This is a genomic window from Ruegeria sp. CF5 (assembly GCF_056537325.1).
This window is the reverse complement of record NZ_JBQFRI010000006.1, coordinates 60,958-78,603: the sequence shown is the minus strand read 5'-3', so window position 1 is coordinate 78,603 and position 17,646 is coordinate 60,958. Positions and strand designations below refer to the sequence as shown.

Here is a 17,646-nt window from a genome sequence, read left to right as displayed (position 1 = left end):
AATGTTCTAACATGAACGAGAGCAGCCGTGATGTTGAGCATTTCACGGCAATAATGATTTCGACTTGGGGCAGTTGGAGCCGGGTAATGAAGCTGAACAGGCCATCGGGCATGGTAAAATGCTGGCTGTTCACACTGATTTCTTTGTCCCTTCCCAGTGCGGCCGCCGCTCTTGAGACAACGCTGTCTGCCCCCGGCACCTCCGAACAGTTGCAGGAGAGGATCGAAGAGACCTCCTCGGTCTTGACGGCCAATTCCCGTGGCCTGGACACGCCTTTGGAAATTCTGTCAGCCGCACTTTCGGATTATCGGACCGTGGTGCAGATTTTGTATGATGAGGGGTATTTCAGCCCGGTCGTCAGCATCAAACTAGATGGCCAGGAAGCCGCGAGTATCGACCCGCTGGGCGTTCCGAAACAGATCAACCGCGCCGTGATTTCTGTTGAGGCCGGGCCGACCTTTACCTTTGGCACTGCTATTGTCCAACCGTTGGCCCCAGAAACGGAATTGCCAGAAGGGTTCGCTCCGGGCAAACTGGCGACGACCGCCATCATTCAACAAGCCACCACCGTTGGCGTTCAATCCTGGAGAGACGCAGGCCACGCAAAGGCGGATGTGGCGGATCAAAAGATTATCGCGCGCCACGCTCAGTCCAAGCTGGATGCCGAGATTGACCTGGCCCCCGGCCCCCGGCTGACCTTCGGCAAGATGTTCATTCACGGCGACACGAGTGTTCGTCATCGCTCGATCGAAAAGATCGCCGGTTTTCCCACCGGCGAGGTTTTTTCGCCTCAGCAGGTGCAAAGGGTCGGCACCCGGTTGCGCCGCACCGGCACCTTTAACGTGGTCTCGATAAAAGAACGCGACGAGCCCAATCCGGACGGCACACTGGATTTTGACGCGACTTTCGAGGACATGCCAAGACGCCGATTGACCTTCGGGGTCGAGGTTGCGTCGCGTGACGGTGTCGATGTCACGGCGACCTGGACCCACCGCAATGTCTTTCGACGCGCCGAGCGCTTCCGGTTCGAGGCTGCAATCCGAAATATCGGGGGGGCCGAAGACATCGATGGCCGGATCGGGATGCGCCTGGATCAGCCAGACAGGCTGGGTCCGGATGACAACACATTTTGGAGCGCATTGCTGGAGCGTCGCAACACCGAGAACTACAACGTGTCGGTCGCTTCGCTGGCCTATGGTGCGCGCCGGACATTTTCCGATCGCCTCTATGCCGAGGCTTCAGCGGGTTTCTCGTTCTCGAATGCCGATGATGCCTATGGAAGCGGTCGCCAGTTCAGATACTTCATCCTCCCGTTCCGTTCTGAATGGGATCGACGCGACAGCAAGGTCAGCGCCACGCGCGGGTTCTATCTGGATTCCAACGCGATGCCGTTTGTCGGCGTCTCGGGCACAAAATCCGGCCTGCGCCTGTTTTTTGACGGGCGCGGATACTGGGATTTCGGCAGCTCAGGACGGGTCGTCGTGGCCGGGCGCGTCCAACTGGGATCGGTCATCGGCCCGCCGGCGGATGGCGTAACGCCTGACTTCCTGTTCTTCTCCGGTGGCGCGGGTACGGTGCGTGGTCAACCTTATGAAAGCCTCGGAATTCCGGTTGGTACAGGAATCGCGGGGGGCAAATCCTTCCTTGGTCTTTCCGGCGAGGTTCGGGGCAAGGTGTCCGAAAAACTCTCTCTCGTCGGCTTTTACGACTACGGCACAGTGGATACGGCGTCGTATATCACCAGCAACGCCGTTTATCATGCAGGTGCCGGATTGGGGATACGGTACGATTTGGGCGGGTTCGGCCCGCTACGCTTTGATCTTGCCTATCCAGTCTCGGGCCCCACCGGGGACGGTTTGCAATTTTACATCGGGATCGGACAGGCATTTTGATCCGTCGCGCTTCATATCCTGTTCTGATCGTCAGCCTGACGATCGGGTCCCCTGTGTTCGCGCAGGACCAGTCCGAAGATGAAGGCGGGATGCTGGTCGATTTCCTTCAGAACACGCTTTCGACCGACGGCCGGAACATCAGGGTCCGGGGACTGACCGGCGCATTGAGCTCCCGCGCCACGATCGATGAAATCACCGTATCGGATGACGAAGGTGTCTGGCTTACCATCAAGAATGCCGAGCTTGACTGGAACCGGCTCGCCCTTCTGCGGGGTCGGTTCTCGGTCAATGCTCTGACGGCAGGGGAAATCGATGTCGCCCGCGCGCCAGAGCCTGCTGCGACACAGACCCCACCCCCAAGCGCGGAAACGCAACCGTTCCAACTGCCTGAGCTACCCGTGGCAATTGAGGTCGGTCAGTTGCGTGTCGACAAACTGGAACTTGGCGAGCCGCTGATCGGTCTTGCGGCCGAGCTTTCAGTCGATGGTAAGTTGAATCTTGCCGATGGCGCGCTGGACACGTCACTGGGCGTCACCCGGCTGGATCGCCCCGGCGACTCGATCAGCCTGACGGCGCAATTCCAGAACGAAGGCAGCGAGATCAACCTTGATCTGCAGGTTGACGAAGACGCAGGCGGGCTGATTTCCACGGTTCTGAAAATCCCGAATGAGCCACAGCTCAGCCTGTCTGCAAAGGGCAACGGGCCGATCACCGATTTCACTGCGGATATATCCGTCAGCAGCGATAGCACACAGCGAATTGCTGGGCAGGTCCGCCTTCGCGAAGCTGCTACCGATGACGGTGACTCAGCACCGGGCATCGCATTCACGACCGATCTGTCCGGCGATCTGACCCCGTTCCTGACCGATGACCTTGATCCCTTCTTTGGGACCGACACGCGGCTTTATGTGGACGGTAATACCGGCCCTGATGGTCAGGTCGCCCTGTCTGATCTTGATATCACCTCTGAGGCTCTGAAGCTGGAAGGCGAGATGAACCTTGCCGGCGGCCAACTGGAAAAAGCCGCCTTGCAGGCCCGAATTACTCCGCCACAGGGTGAAACCGTTGTTCTGCCCGTCACCGGTGGCGATACATTAATCGGTGCCGCACAACTTTCGGGACTTTTCGATCAGACCAATGGCAATCTGTGGGACATAAGCCTGACGGCAAACGACGTCGCCACGCCGCAACTGAATCTGGACCACGCCCGACTGACCGCGCAGGGAACGTTCGAACAGGGCGACACCCTGCTGCTTGACGGTGATGTTCAGGCGGCTCTGGACGGTCTGAGCATGTCCGACCCTGCGCTGAGCACAGCCTTGGGCGAACGCGTCACTCTGGACGGCCTGTTCAATCTGCGTGACGACAACGCATTGGAAATCTCGGACCTCGAACTGCTGGGAACAGACTATACCCTCGGCGCGGATGCCGTGATCAGCGGGTTGGACAGCGGTCTGAAGGTCGACGGATCGGCCTCGCTTGTGGCCTCGGACCTGTCGCGGTTTTCGGGGCTGGCGAAGATGGATCTGGGCGGCTTCGTGTCAGCACAGGTTCAGGGCAGCGGCTCACCACTGGAGGGGAGTTTTGACGGCAAGCTGGACGTGACGGCGCAAAATTTGTCGGCCGGTCGTGACGAAGTAGACTCCCTTATCTCCGGCGACACACAGATTTCGGTGAATGCCGCCCGTGGCGGTGACGGCCTGACGATTCGGGATTTTTCGATCACCGGAGACGCTTTGACAGCGCAGGCCAGCGGTGTCGTCACCACCCCCAACGGGCTACTTACAATCGACGGCAAAGCGGACGTCAGCGCGCCGGATTTGTCGGTCTTTTCGGGATTGGTGCAACAAGATCTCGGTGGCTCTGTTCAGGCGTCCGTCCAAGGCAAAGGCACCCCTGAAACGCTGGAGTTCGACGCAACGGCCAACCTGACAGGACGCAACCTGCGGACCGGCCTGACCGAGATCGACCCGATCATCACCGGCCGGACGCTGATAGAACTGGACGCGGCGCGGGCGGGTGATCAGGTGACGATCCGCAAGGCAAATGTAAACGGTTCAGCCCTGACGGCTGAAATAGTGGCCACAATTGACGACCCGGCAGGTGCACTGGCCATCGACGGCGAAGCCAGCATTAATGCGCCTGATCTTTCGGTCTTTTCGGGGCTGGCCAAACGCGATCTTGCCGGGTCGGTGCAGGCAAAGGCGAAGGGTAAGGGCAACCGGAAAACCCTGGAATTCGATGTTCAGGGCAATCTGGACGCGGACGACATCCAGACCGGAATCGATCAGCTTGATAATCTTATCCAGGGCAGAACGACCCTTACAGTCGACGCTGCAAACAATTCCGATGGTCTGAACATCCGCAACTTCCGCCTGTCCGGCACGGCTCTTTCGGCGCAAGCCCGCGGTGTATTGAACGACGAGACGAGTGGGTTGAATTTCTCGGCCGAACTCGACGATCTGGCGCGTGTATCCAAAACCCTGACGGGCCCGCTTACCGCCAGTGGCGACGTTTCCCCGACCAACACAGGGCTTCAGGGCAATGTTCGGCTGAACGGGCCCGACAGCTCTTATGCCAATCTGGTGGGTACCGTCGAAAGCTCAGGTGCCGCCGATCTGGATTTCGACGCCAAACTGAATCAGCTTGAACGGTTCGTTCCCGATTTCCCCGGAACAGTTTCGGCCACTGGAAACGCAAAGCGCAGCGACGGAATCTGGACAGTGGATGGCCGCGCGCAGGGACCTGCGCAGATTGACGCGACAGTGACGGGAACCTTTAACGAAACCGACACCACCGCCGATCTGAACGCAAAGGGCAACGTCAACGTCGGTATCGCCAACAGGTTCATCACGCCCAACAAGATCGACGGAGCCGCAAGGTTCGATGTCTCGCTAAAGGGCAAACCCGGTTTGGATGCACTCAGCGGAACCGTGACAACCTCGGGCACCTCGATGGCGATCCCATCTGTCGGCCAGACACTCACCGACATCGGCGGAACGGTCAGGTTGGCGCAAAGCCGGGCCACCATTGACCTGCGCGGTGGCCTGCGCGCGGGCGGCAACTTTACGGTGAGCGGACCGCTGGACCTGACACCGCCATTCAATGCGCAAATCACGACCGCGCTGAACGAACTCGTCCTGACTGACAAGCTGCTCTATGAAACGGTTCTGAACGGGCAGATCGCCATGTCGGGCGCTCTTGCGGGCAACAGTTCTATCGCCGGTCAGATCGTTTTCGGCGAGACCAACATCAATCTGGCAGCCGCAGCGGGGGCAGTTGGTGCGGCTCCAATCCCGCCTATGACCCATGTCAACGAGTCCCAGGCTGGGTTCGTCACCCGTGAACGCGCCAATCTGGTCGCAAAAGAAGACAAATCCGCCAATCAGTCCCGAATCGCACTGGATGTGGGGTTGCTTGCACCCAAGGCGGTGTTTGTACGCGGGCGGGGTGTCAATGCGGAACTGGGCGGCAGCATCCAGATAGGCGGAACCACAACTTCGGTCGTGCCGTCCGGACAGATCGAACTGATCCGAGGTAACATCGACATTTTGGGTCGCAGGCTCGCGCTGACCAAGGGGCTCGTGACCCTGCAGGGCGATCTGACGCCTTATATCGAGTTTGCCTCCTCAACCAGCACCTCTGACGGCACCGCAACCATCGAAATATCCGGACCGCTCGATTCGCCTGAGGTCGATGTCTACTCGGACCCTGAACGCCCCGCCGAAGAGGCGCTGGCCATGCTGCTGTTCGGCAATCGCTTTTCCGAACTGTCACCCTTTGTCATTGCCCAGATGGCGGCATCCCTTGCGCAACTCAGCGGGGCCGGAGGCGATGCGACCAAGGGAATTCGCGATGCTACGGGTCTGGACAATGTCGATGTCGGCACATCCGAAAGCGGCGCGGGACGGCTGGGGGCCGGGGCCTATCTCAGCGATAACCTGTATACCGATTTCACCGTCAACACCGAGGGCGATACCGAGGTGAATTTGAATCTGGACGTCACTGACAATTTCACGGTCCGGGGCACGGTGGACGGCCGCGGTGAAACCGGCATCGGCGTGTTTTTTGAACGTGACTATTAAACGGCTCTCGCTCTGGTGACTTGACCCACGCGGTAGCCCATGCACCATCTGCACGAACAACAAACGAGCCGTCATGACCTTTACCACCCGTCCGGAAATCACGGGGACCTTCGGGGTCGCCACAAGCACGCACTGGATCGCCTCGGCAGTCGGCATGAAAATGCTCGAACAGGGCGGCAATGCTTTTGACGCAGCTGCTGCAATGGGGTTCGTGCTGAACGTTGTCGAGCCGCATTTGAATGGCCCCTTGGGCGATATACCCATGCTGATCAAACACGCCGGGGAAGAAGCGCCCACCATGGTCTGCGGTCAGGGAACTGCACCGGCAGCAGCGACAATAGAACACTATCGCGACGAAGGGCTCAGCCGTATTCCCGGGACCGGTTTGCTGGCAACGGTCATTCCGGGTGCATTTGACGCATGGATGATCACGCTGCGTGACCATGGTTCATTGCCGTTGCGGACGGTGCTGGAACCGGCGATCCATTATGCTGAAAAGGGCCACCCTGTTTTGCCGCGCGTGGCGCATACGATTGCCGGGCTTGGCGACTTCTTCCGTGACGAGTGGCCGACGTCCTATCAAACCTGGCTGCCCAATGGAACGGCCCCGCAACCGGGACAGTTGTTCAAAAACCCGCAACTGGCCAACACCTGGCAGCGGCTGCTGCTCGAGGCCGAGGCGGCGACGGGGCGAGAAAAACAGATCGAAGCCGTGCGGAATGCTTTCTACCGGGGCTTCGTGGCCGAGGAAATCGACAGCTACCTGCAAAACGCCTGCGTCATGGATGCCTCCGGCACCCCGCATCGCGGCGTTCTGACCGCGCAGGACATGGCAGGTTGGCAAGCCCAATACGAACCGCCGCTTTCCACCGATTATAAGGGATGGACCGTCTGGAAGGGCGGACCCTGGACGCAGGGGCCGGTTCTGTTGCAGTCGCTGAACATTCTGGCTGGTTTCGAACTTGCCCCCCAGAACCACGACGACTTTCTGCATCTTGTCACCGAGGCGATGAAGCTGAGTTTCGCAGATCGCGAGGCATACTACGGTGATCCCGACCATACAGAAATCCCGGTCGATACACTGTTATCCCAATCTTACGCCGACGAACGGCGCAACCTGATCCGTCAAACTGCTTCCATCGAACAGCGCCCGGGGCACCTGCCCGGATTGGAACACTGGGCCGACGCGTCTGTCGCCCATGCCGCCGAAACGTTCAGGACGGATGGGCAGATCGGCGCCGGGGAACCCACGATGGCACACCTTTCGGAAAAGCGTGGCGATACCGTGCATCTGGATGTCATCGATCGGTGGGGCAACATGGTGTCGGCCACACCATCGGGCGGATGGCTGCAATCATCACCCGTTGTTCCGGGACTGGGGATGCCCCTCAACACGCGGGCACAGATGTTCTGGCTGCAAGAAGGGCTGCCAAATTCGCTGGCCCCGGGGCGTCGCCCACGCACAACGCTTTCCCCTTCGATGGCGCGCGACCCAATTGGCACCGAACTGGCCTTTGGCACACCCGGCGGCGATCAGCAGGATCAGTGGCAACTCATCTACCTGCTGCGCCTCATTCACGGCGGCATGAACCTGCAGGAAGCTATCGATGCGCCGCTGTTTCACACGGCCCATTTCCAAAGCTCCTTTTACCCGCGCGAGGTGCGCCCCGGGCATCTGATGATCGAACAGAGTTTCGGCACGGATGTGATCGAAGGCTTGAGGGCACGCGGCCACGACGTCGAGGTGGCCGAACCCTGGACAGTAGGGCGCCTGACAGCAGCCAGCCGTACACCAGACGGGCTGCTGCGTGCAGCGGCCACGCCAAGGCTGATGCAGGCCTATGCTATCGGGCGCTGATCAGGCCTGTTTACGGCGAATACCGATGGGCCGCCCAATTTGCGGATCTGCCTGCAGTTCCTTGTGATCGGCAACCATTCGCGCCAGCCGTGCGACGGCCCAATCCGGGTAAGGGGCCGAGCGGCCTGTCTCATGACTGACATTCATGAACAGCCCCTCCTGCGTCGCGCAGACCTGGTCATCGGTTTCCGACAACATCCGGGCAAAGTAGTGACCTCGTTTTTCATCCGAATCCAATAGGACGAACTGAAAATAGAAACGCTCGCCTTCGCGTATCTCGCGCAAAAAATGCAGGTGGGACTGCAACATATACGGCCCCTGCCCTGCCGCCTTCACCTGTACTTCACCCAGCCCAAGCTGGCGCACCATCACTTCTTCAAGCGCCAGATCAAAGGCAACGCCATAAAAGCCCACGTTCATATGGCCGTTGTAATCGATCCATTCCGGGCGAACTTGAAATCCCCGGACCTCGACCGGAGCGGGATAGGGGCCATCATGGCCTTCGGCCGCAGTGTTATCCGTGGACACGTGTTTTCTCCTCATCTCAATCTTCGAAAATTGCCACCGCCCTGACAAACCCGGCAGACGCGCCCTTGATCTTGAACGGAAAGCACGAAATTTCGAACCCCGTTGGCGGCAGGTCTTCAAGGTTGGTCAGCTTTTCGATGTGGCAATACCCGACCTCCATCGATGCCCGGTGCCCTTCCCAAATGATACCCGGATCGCCCGATTTCGCGTATTCCTGCGCGGTCAGAGGAAACGGCGCATCCCAGCTCCAGGCGTCGGTACCGGTCACGCGCACGCCCCGCTCGGTCAGGTACAGAGTCGCCTCGCGCCCCATCCCGCAGCCTTTCATCAGATAATCCGGCTGGCCATACCGTGTCCCGGCCGATGTATTCACCACCACGATATCCAACGGCTGCAGGTCGTGGCCGATACGCTTCAACTCTGCCTCGACATCTTCTGCAGAGGCGACATACCCATCCTCGAAATGGCGGAAATCCAGTTTGACACCCGAATTCATGCACCATTCCAGCGGTACCTCATCAATGGTAATCGCACGTTCGCCTTTGTTCATCGTGGAATGGTGGTGATACGGCGCGTCCAGATGTGTGCCGTTATGGGTGGCAATCTGCAACCGCTCGATGGCCCAGCCTTCTCCGCCCGGCAAATCCTCTTTCTTCAATCCCGGAAAAAAGGCCATGACCTGCTCGGCGGTCTGGTCATGCGTCATGTAATCGATCTGAGGCAACATGATCGGGGGGTCCGATATGATGCCGGTTTCCAGCGGCACAGACAGGTCGACAAAGCGGCGGGGCATGGAAAACTCCATTGATTGCGAGACCTCCAAAGGGTTGGCCGCGCGCAAGCCAGTGTCAAGCAACGAAAAAGGCGACCTTTTTGGGGCCGCCTGTTTCAGGTTCGTGAGTGGTGGTGGAATTATTCCGCCGCGATGGCGTCTTCGATCTTTTCGACCCGGATCGCCGAGAATTTGAACTCGGGGATTTTGCCATAGGGGTCGATTGCAGGGTTGGTCAGGATGTTCGCGGCCGCCTCAACATAGGCGAAGGGAATGAACACCATGTCCTCGGCAATCGCCCGGTCGGCGCGGACCATGATTTCAATCGAACCACGACGCGTGGTCAGGCGGATCATCTCGCCCGGCTCGATCCCCATCAGCTTCAGCGTCCGGGGGTTCATAGAACAATTCGCTTCCGGTTCGACCGCATCCAGAACCAACGACCGGCGCGTCATCGAACCGGTATGCCAGTGCTCCAGCTGACGACCCGTCGTGGCAATCATCGGGTATTCGTCATCCGGCGCCTCATCCGGCGGGATCACGCTGGCAGGCGTGAAGCGCGCGCGGCCATCGGGACGCGGGAAACCATCGCCGAACACAATTGCCTGCCCGGGATCGGTTTCGCTGAGCGACGGATAGGTGATGGTTTCGGTCTTCAGACGCTCCCACGTGATGTTGTTGAGCGAGTTCATCGTCAACTTCATCTCGTCAAAGACCTGAGACACGTCCGTGTAGTCCCAGTTCAGCCCGATCCGCTGCGCCAGTTCAACGGTGATCGCCCAATCCTCGCGCGCCTCACCCGGAGGTGACACGGCGGGGCGTACCCGCTGCACCTGACGGTTGGTGTTCGACACGGTGCCGTTCTTTTCGTACAGCGCCGAGGCGGGCAGAATGATGTCGGCATAGTTCGCCGTTTCCGTCAGGAAGATATCCTGTACGATCATCAGCTCCAGCTTGGCCAGCGCCTCGCGAGCGTGACCGGCATCCGGGTCGGACATTGCCGGGTTTTCACCCTGAATGTACATACCCTTGATATTGCCGGCATAAATCTGGTCGATGATCTCGGTAACAGTCAGGCCCTTCTCGTTCGAGAAATCCTCGGACTCCCACACGTTGTTGAACTTGGCGCGAATACCGTCATCCGTCACCGACTGGTAATCCGGCAGGAACATCGGGATCAGACCCGCGTCCGAGGCACCCTGTACGTTGTTCTGACCACGCAGCGGGTGCAGACCCGCACCCGGTTTGCCAACGTTGCCGGTCATCAAGGCCAGCGAGATCAGGCAGCGCGAGTTGTCGGTGCCATGGATATGCTGGCTGACGCCCATACCCCAGAAGATCAGACCAGCCTTGGCCTGCGCAAAGGTGCGCGCAACACGACGCAGCTGATCCGGTTCGATGCCGCAGATTGGCGACATTGCCTCGGGCGTGAACTGGCGCAGATGCTCTTTCTCGGCTTCCCAGTTCTCGGTCCAGCGGTGGATGTACTGGCTGTCGTACAGCTCTTCCTCGACGATCACATTCATGATCGCGTTCAGCATCGAGACGTCGGCACCCGGACGGAACTGCAGCATTTCATCGGCAAACTTGCGCATGCCAACGCCACGCGGGTCCATCACGATCAGCTTGCCGCCGCGCTTGGCGAACTGCTTGAAATAGGTTGCCGCAACCGGATGGTTCTCGATCGGGTTCGAACCGATGATGATCGCCACATCCGCGTTTTCGATCTCGTTGAAGGTCGCTGTCACGGCGCCTGAACCCACGTTCTCGATCAGTGCAGCCACCGACGACGCATGGCACAGACGGGTGCAGTGGTCGACGTTGTTGTGCTTGAAACCCTGACGGATGAACTTCTGGAACAGATAGGCTTCTTCGTTGGTGCACTTGGCCGAACCAAAGCCCGCGACATAGCGCGGATTTTCGTCGCGCAGCGCCTTCAGCTTGGTCGCGGCCAGATCCATCGCCTCTTCCCATGTCGCTTCGCGGAAATGGGTCGACAGGTTGCCCGGATCGACGTTAAGCCCCTTCTCAGGTGCATCTTCGCGCCGGATCAGCGGCTTGGTCAGGCGGTGCGGGTGGTGGATATAGTCAAAGCCAAAGCGGCCTTTGACACACAGACGGCCTTCGTTCGCGGGGCCGTTGATGCCCTCGACATACTTGACCTTGCCGTCTTTGACCTTCAGCGAGACTTTACAGCCCACGCCGCAGAACGGGCAGACGCTTTCGGTCTCGGAATCGTAATCCTTGCTATCGCCCTGTTGTTTGTCATCCAGCACGGTGGCAGGCATCAAGGCCCCCGTCGGGCAGGCCTGAACACATTCACCACAGGCCACACAGGTCGATGTGCCCATCGGGTCGTTCTGGTCAAACACAACTTGCGAGGTGTGGCCGCGACCGGCCATGCCGATCACGTCATTCACCTGCACTTCGCGGCAGGCGCGGACGCAGAGGTTGCAGTTGATGCAGGCGTCCAGATTGACGCGCATCGCAACGTGGCTGTCATCCAGCAGCGGGATTTTCTCGGCCTCTTTCGCCGGGAAACGGCTGTCACTGACGTCGTTCAGCTTGGCCATGTCCCAGAAATGGCTCGAGACGTCGTGCGGTTCCTCGGGCTGATCGGCCACCAGAAGTTCCATGACCATGGCGCGCGATTTCTCGGCACGATCCGAGTCCGTTTTCACCACCATACCGTCAGCGGCAGGGCGGATGCACGAGGCGACCAGAGTACGCTCGCCTTCCACCTCGACCATACAGGCGCGGCAGTTGCCGTCGGGGCGATAGCCCGGCTGTGGCTTGTGGCACAGGTGCGGAATGGTAAATCCCTGCCCCTTGGCGGCTTCCCAGATGGTCCAACCTTCGGGGACGGTGACATCTTCGCCGTTCAGGTTGAAGGTGACGGTCTTGGTTGGGCTTGCATCAAGCATGGCTGTCTCCCTCAGATTTCGTCAGCGAAATGTTTCATGACCAGGCGGATCGGGTTCGGGGCCGCCTGCCCCAGACCGCAGATCGAGGCATCGCCCATGACCTGACACAGGTCTTCCAGCAGGTCCTGATCCCACTTGTCGGCCTGCATCAGCTTCACCGCCTTTTCACAGCCCGCCCGGCAGGGCGTACACTGACCACAGCTTTCATCCTCGAAGAACCGCAGCATGTTCAGGGCCGCATCGCGGGCGGTATCCTGATCGGACAGAACCACCACGGCGGCGGACCCGATGAACGTGCCCAGCGGCTGCAGGGTGTCAAAGTCGAGCGGGACGTCGTCGATACTAGAGGGGAGAAGACCTGACGACGGCCCGCCCGGTTGATACGCCTTGAAGACATGACCATCGGCCATACCCCCGGCGGCATCAATCACGTCAAGAATGGTTGAACCTGCAGGCAGCAGGTAAACACCCGGCTTCGCAACCCGGCCCGAGACCGAATAGCTGCGCAGACCCTTGCGACCATTCTTTTCAACTGAATTCAGAATCTGCGGCCCTTCGCGGCAGATTTTTGAGACCCAATACAGCGTCTCGACATTGTGCACGAGCGTCGGGCGGTTAAAGACCCCAACCTGCGCCACAAACGGAGGACGGTGGCGCGGCAGGCCCTTTTTGCCTTCGATCGACTCGATCATCGCGGATTCTTCACCGCAGATATAGGCACCGGCACCCCGGCGCAGGTCGATATAGCCTTTTTCGACAATCCCGGCCTCTTCCAGCGCGGCAATCTCGGTTGCCAGAATTTCCAGAACCGCCGGATATTCGTCGCGCATGTAGATAAAGCAGGTCTCGGCCTCAACCGCCCATGCGGCGATCAGCATGCCTTCAAGGAAGACATGCGGCGTGCGCTCAAGATAGTAACGGTCCTTGAACGTGCCGGGCTCACCTTCGTCGCCGTTCACGGCCAGATAGCGTGTGCCCTCGTTCATGCGAACAAAGCCCCACTTCTTGCCGGACGGGAAGCCAGCACCACCCAGGCCCCGCAGGCCCGAGGACAGGATGTCTTCCTGCACCTGTTCCCAGTTACCACCCTCGCGCAGCTCTTTCAGTTTGGCGTAGCCGCCGTTCTCGACATAGGTCGAAAAGGTCTCAAAGTCGGGCAGATGGGCGTGGGTATCGCCAGCCGCGATGGCCGCGTTCACTTTTTCAGGGGTGGCATGATCGATATGGTTATGACCGATCTCCAGCACCGGCGCGGTGTCGCAGCGGCCCATGCAAGGCGCGCGCACCACACGCACCTCAGAAGCATCAAGACCGTCCTCCAGCGCCTTCTGCAACTGCTGGGCACCAGCCATTTCGCAGGATAGGGAATCACAGACACGGATCGTCAGCGCGGGCGGAGGCGTCTCACCCTCTTTCACCACATCGAAATGGGCATAGAACGTGGCGGTTTCGTAAATCTCCGCCTGACCGATCCGCATCTCAACTGCCAAGGCGGCAATATGGTCGGCGCTGATGTGGCCGTGTTCGTCCTGAATCAAATGCAGAAATTCGATCAGCAGATCGCGGCGGCGCGGGCGGTCGCCCAGCAGGCGCGCAATTTCGGCCTGTGCTTCATCCGTAAACTGCCGGCCCTTGGGCGTGTGCCGCCCCTTGCCTTTACCTGACTTCCAGACGCCTTTTTGCGCGCCCGATGGCTTGGTATCCAATGGTGCCATGATGCCCTCCGATTGAGGCCCCCGTCTCTCATCAGCAGATCATATCGTCAAATCTCAAAATACAATCGCACGATAACGACACCTTATCACCGCAAAGACGTCACGACGGCCCGCAACGCATCCACGGTCGGCAATTCCGGATCTCGAGTGAGGGTCGCAAGGCAAATCGGCTTGCTGACAACGGGGTCGATCAAAGGCAGCACTCTTGTCCCCTTCAGATCCCCCAGTGCACGCACCAGCACACGTGGAACCACCGTCGCCGCCAACCCTTCGCGCGCCATCACCATCGAAGCCGTAAATCCGCTGGTTTCTGCTACTACATGCGGATGTAGCCCCTGTTCCGCAAAAATCCTGTCCAAAATCCTCCGGTTTTGCATCTGCGGCTCAAGCAGGCTGATCGGAAACTCCGCAACCCGCGCCCAGGGAATCGGGCCGGTTTCGTCCGTCATGTGTGCGGGGATCAGCAGAACATAGGTTTCCTCATACAAAGGCTGCACCTGCCTCAGGTCCGCGCCGATACTGTCGCCATAGGTTACGCCCGCATCGATGCTGCCCTCATCCAGCCGGTGCTGGATCGACGAGGCAGACATCGTTTCGATTCGGGTCAGAATGCGTGGATGCGCTTGTTGCAAACGTTTGATCAACCGTCCCGTAAACGCGATGGCCGTCGGGATAACACCCAGAATCAGTGTTCCGGTAATCTCGCCACGCGCGGCCAGAACCTGTTGTTCCAACGCCTTGGTGTCGTCCAGTATCCGCCGCGCCCGGCGCACGATCATCTCGCCCTCTTCCGTCAGCCCTTGAAACCGGTTGGCCCGGCGCACGATGGACACACCCAGCCGATCCTCGAGGTTCTTGATCCGCATGGAGAACGCCGGTTGAGAGATACCGCATTCTTCGGCCGCTTTGGCAAAATGACGATGCCGCGCCAGCGCGTTCAGCAATTGCAGGTCTCGAAGTTCGATCACGGCGGTCAGCCCCGGTTTTGAGTGACAGATCACCAACTTAACGCAGCGCCCGCAAAGTGAAAGGCCCGGCGCCCGGGCCCAGATCACTCAGGTTTCGCTCATTACCCCGATACGAGCGGCCAAGTCAGGCGCAGTGATCGGCCAGCAACGTTCCAAAACCTGTAAGGGCCTCTGACACGCCAGCCTTGCGCAGAACCTGCCAATAAACCGCAGCATTGCAGGCAACAACCGGCTTTCCCGTTTCAGCCTCTATCTCGCTGATGATCCCGACGACCGGCAGGGCTGTTCCAACCTGCAAAATCGCGTCGCAGTCGGCTGCCGCTACTTCCCAGAAAACCGCCCTGATCTGATCAATCGGGGTCTCGCAGATTTCCGGCAGTGACGGTGCACAGGTACCCTTGATCGAAACAACCGTGAACCCCGCAGCCTCGACATTAGCCTTCACGACCTGATCCACCTCAGGCGCGAAGGGGGTGACGACTGCGACCCGGCTGGCACCGAGCTGGCGCAAGGCCGCGTGGTTGGCAGTCGATGCATTCACGACCGGAACGCCGACGGCCTCTTCCACCTCGGCGCACCGTCGTGCCAGCTTGTCGACACCACCCGGCGCGGCATCCGTCGTCAGTCCGATGGCAATCGCAACCGGGTTGCAATCCATCAGCTTCTGCGCCTCTTCAATCAGGTCGTCGGATACATTTTCTCCGCCCAGCCGGAACCTTTGCATCTGGTTGGTCACACCTGCAGGCCGCAGCAATTCCAGTTCGGGCTGCACGACGGTGTTCATGGCCGGTGTCATCACCCCAATCAGGGCGCGGGGGGCAAGCGTGTCAGCCATTGGTAACCCCCGCAAGAGTAGCGTTCAGCCCGGTCATGCCACCGATATAAATCTGGTCGCCCACCACTTCGTTCATCTGCGCCGCGACATCTGCGTCGCAGTCAAAGTGGCTTTCCCAGATGCCCAGTGTCCTGCTGCCATGCGTGATTGGAACAAACCGATGGGTCGACACATAGTTCCGAACCGGCAGCGGACAGTCGATAATGTCGTAGCTGTAGTAGTAATCACGGTCCGACAGGGCCAGAAGAGTTTCGCGAAAGACGGATCCGTCAACGATATCCAGATGCCGGATACTGCCGGGCGTGATCGCAGAACCGCTTTCCATCCGTGCCGCCGACACAGCCGGGTTCCATCCAGCCACCCCGTCAAAGGACCGAACAAGGGACCAGACCTGGTCTATTGGGGCGTCCAAAACCATGCTGCGGAATACGTGCATTTGCGACCTCGTTCGTGATGGTGACCAGCACCATGCTAGCGAACCGGCATAGTACGTCCAGTCTCAAAGGCGACGTAATTCCTGTCGCATTTGAAGTAGATAACGATCCCGAACGCGCGTCCCCTGTTGCAAAAGGATGGCGGAAACTGATGGCGCGACGAACACGAAAACCGGCTGAATCGCCCGCGCACCGGACCGTAGCCCCGCCTGCGGGAGGCAGGTTCCAGCCCCTCGGCCCAACCAGAGTTTCGGCAATCGTTGATGCGGCCTTCGCAATCCTTGCCCGAACCGGTATGGGGGATTGCCCCCCGGATATTGCTGCCGCGGCCATCGAAAACGGGGCAGGACTGCGATCTGACGGACGCCTTTGCTTCCCGCGTGGGATGGTCGAAAAGGCGATTGGCCGTGCTACGAAATCTGTAAACCTGCCCGGATTTTCCAATGATCACGGCCTGACCATCGGTGGCGGTCACGTGCACATCGGCACGGGCGGTGCCGCTGTTGAAGTCCCTGATCCAACGGGCGGCTTCCGCGAGGCGCAACTGCGTGATCTCACTCAGATGATGACGCTCGTCGGTCGGTGCGTGAATATACACTATGGCGTTCGGCCGCTTGTGGCCCGCGATCTTGATACGCCGCTGGCATTGGATGTGAACACCGCCTTTGCCTGCCTCAAGGCCTGCCCAAAGCCGATCGGTGTCAGTTTCGACACGGCTGCCCATGTCGGGCCGGTCACGCAAATGTTCGACCTGTCGCTGGGTGGCGAAGACCGGTTTCGCCATCACCCGTTCTGTTTCGGCGTCATCGTACATGCCGTCTCGCCGCTGCGCTATGCGCCCGAAGGGGTGGACATCATGCGTGCTGCAATCGCCGCCGGAATGCCTCTGCAAATTTGCACGGCGGCACAGGCCGGGGCCACCAGCCCGGTGACGCTGGCCGGCGCTTTGGCGCAGGGTCTGGCCGAGGCTCTGGCCGGGCTGATGATCGTCGATACCCTTAGCCCCGGCTTCCCGACCATTCTGGCCTTCATGCCCTTCATCAGCGATTTGCGGACAGGGGCCATGACGGGTGGCAGTGGCGAGGCCGCCGTTGCCAACGCGGCAGCGGCCCAGTTACTGCTGCATCTTGGCCTTCCTTCGACCGTGTCCGCAGGCATGACCGATGCCAAGATGCCGGACGCCCAATCAGGCTATGAAAAGGGCTATACTGTTGCACTGGCCGCGCAGGCGGGGGCGGACATGATCAACCTCAGCGTCGGCATGCTGGCCTCGCTTATGGTGGCCTCGCCACAGGCGCTGATCATCGACAACGACATGTGCGGCGCCATCCTGCGTTCGGTTCGCGGCGTTGAAATGACAGGGGATGCGGTTGACCTGGACCTGATCGAGGCGGTCGCCACCGGGCCCGGTCACTATCTGGGCGAGGCGCAGACGCTGGCCCGCATGAAAAGCGAATACGTCTATCCCACGCTGGCCAATCGTCAAAGTACACAGGACTGGCTTGACGCGGGCAGCCCCGACATCCTCGAACAGGCTGATGAGCTGGTTCAGCAAATGACAATCGAGCCCCCGGATCACCTGCCCCCGGACCGCGAAGCGGCCATTCGGGCCGCATTCGATATCAGGCTTTAAGG

The 17,646-nt window shown here is 59.9% G+C and carries 11 protein-coding genes; 4 read left to right on the top strand and 7 right to left on the bottom strand.

Going from position 1 to position 17,646, the window contains the following annotated elements; genetic code table 11:
- Positions 1–86: 86 nt before the first annotated feature.
- The 3 genes from ACR0NW_RS15000 to ACR0NW_RS14990 all read left to right on the top strand — a co-directional run bounded on the left by ACR0NW_RS15000 (position 87) and on the right by ACR0NW_RS14990 (position 7,835).
- On the top strand, positions 87–1,892 hold the full coding sequence (locus ACR0NW_RS15000) for an autotransporter assembly complex protein TamA (RefSeq protein ID WP_480451225.1): 1,806 nt from the start codon (positions 87–89) through the stop codon (positions 1,890–1,892).
- Positions 1,889–5,977 (top strand): translocation/assembly module TamB domain-containing protein, encoded by a 4,089-nt coding sequence (locus tag ACR0NW_RS14995; protein ID WP_480451226.1) that lies wholly within the window; start codon positions 1,889–1,891, stop codon positions 5,975–5,977. The genes ACR0NW_RS15000 and ACR0NW_RS14995 overlap by 4 nt, the downstream gene beginning before the upstream one ends.
- A 73-nt stretch (positions 5,978–6,050) precedes the next feature.
- Positions 6,051–7,835: a gamma-glutamyltransferase family protein gene (locus ACR0NW_RS14990; protein ID WP_480451228.1), complete on the top strand. Its 1,785-nt coding sequence runs from the start codon at positions 6,051–6,053 to the stop codon at positions 7,833–7,835.
- Here ACR0NW_RS14990 and ACR0NW_RS14985 read toward each other — a convergent pair whose 3' ends face one another.
- The 7 genes from ACR0NW_RS14985 to ACR0NW_RS14955 all read right to left on the bottom strand — a co-directional run bounded on the left by ACR0NW_RS14985 (position 7,836) and on the right by ACR0NW_RS14955 (position 16,013).
- Positions 7,836–8,363: a thioesterase family protein gene (locus tag ACR0NW_RS14985; RefSeq protein ID WP_480451230.1), complete on the bottom strand. Its 528-nt coding sequence runs from the start codon at positions 8,361–8,363 to the stop codon at positions 7,836–7,838.
- 16 nt (positions 8,364–8,379) lie between these two features.
- Entirely contained in the window at positions 8,380–9,156 is a 777-nt protein-coding gene (locus ACR0NW_RS14980) for a cyclase family protein (RefSeq protein WP_480451231.1), read from the bottom strand.
- A 119-nt stretch (positions 9,157–9,275) separates the two neighbouring features.
- A complete protein-coding gene (gene fdhF, locus ACR0NW_RS14975; protein ID WP_480451233.1) occupies positions 9,276–12,059 on the bottom strand; it encodes a formate dehydrogenase subunit alpha in 2,784 nt (927 codons plus the stop codon).
- Between the two features lie 11 nt (positions 12,060–12,070).
- Positions 12,071–13,774 (bottom strand): NAD(P)H-dependent oxidoreductase subunit E, encoded by a 1,704-nt coding sequence (locus ACR0NW_RS14970; protein ID WP_480451234.1) that lies wholly within the window; start codon positions 13,772–13,774, stop codon positions 12,071–12,073.
- A gap of 86 nt (positions 13,775–13,860) precedes the next feature.
- Entirely contained in the window at positions 13,861–14,742 is an 882-nt protein-coding gene (locus ACR0NW_RS14965; RefSeq protein WP_480451236.1) for a LysR family transcriptional regulator, read from the bottom strand.
- Positions 14,743–14,866: 124 nt separating this feature from the next.
- The gene (locus tag ACR0NW_RS14960) at positions 14,867–15,577 is read right to left on the bottom strand and encodes a maleate cis-trans isomerase family protein (protein ID WP_480451237.1); all 711 of its coding nucleotides are present in this window, start codon (positions 15,575–15,577) and stop codon (positions 14,867–14,869) included.
- Positions 15,570–16,013, bottom strand: coding sequence for an SRPBCC family protein (locus ACR0NW_RS14955; protein ID WP_480451238.1), 444 nt, complete (start codon positions 16,011–16,013; stop codon positions 15,570–15,572). Before ACR0NW_RS14955 ends, ACR0NW_RS14960 begins: the two co-directional genes overlap by 8 nt.
- 149 nt (positions 16,014–16,162) lie before the next feature.
- On the opposite strand from ACR0NW_RS14955, the gene ACR0NW_RS14950 reads away from it, so the two are divergent.
- Positions 16,163–17,644: a trimethylamine methyltransferase family protein gene (locus tag ACR0NW_RS14950; RefSeq protein WP_480451239.1), complete on the top strand. Its 1,482-nt coding sequence runs from the start codon at positions 16,163–16,165 to the stop codon at positions 17,642–17,644.
- Positions 17,645–17,646 lie beyond the last annotated feature (2 nt).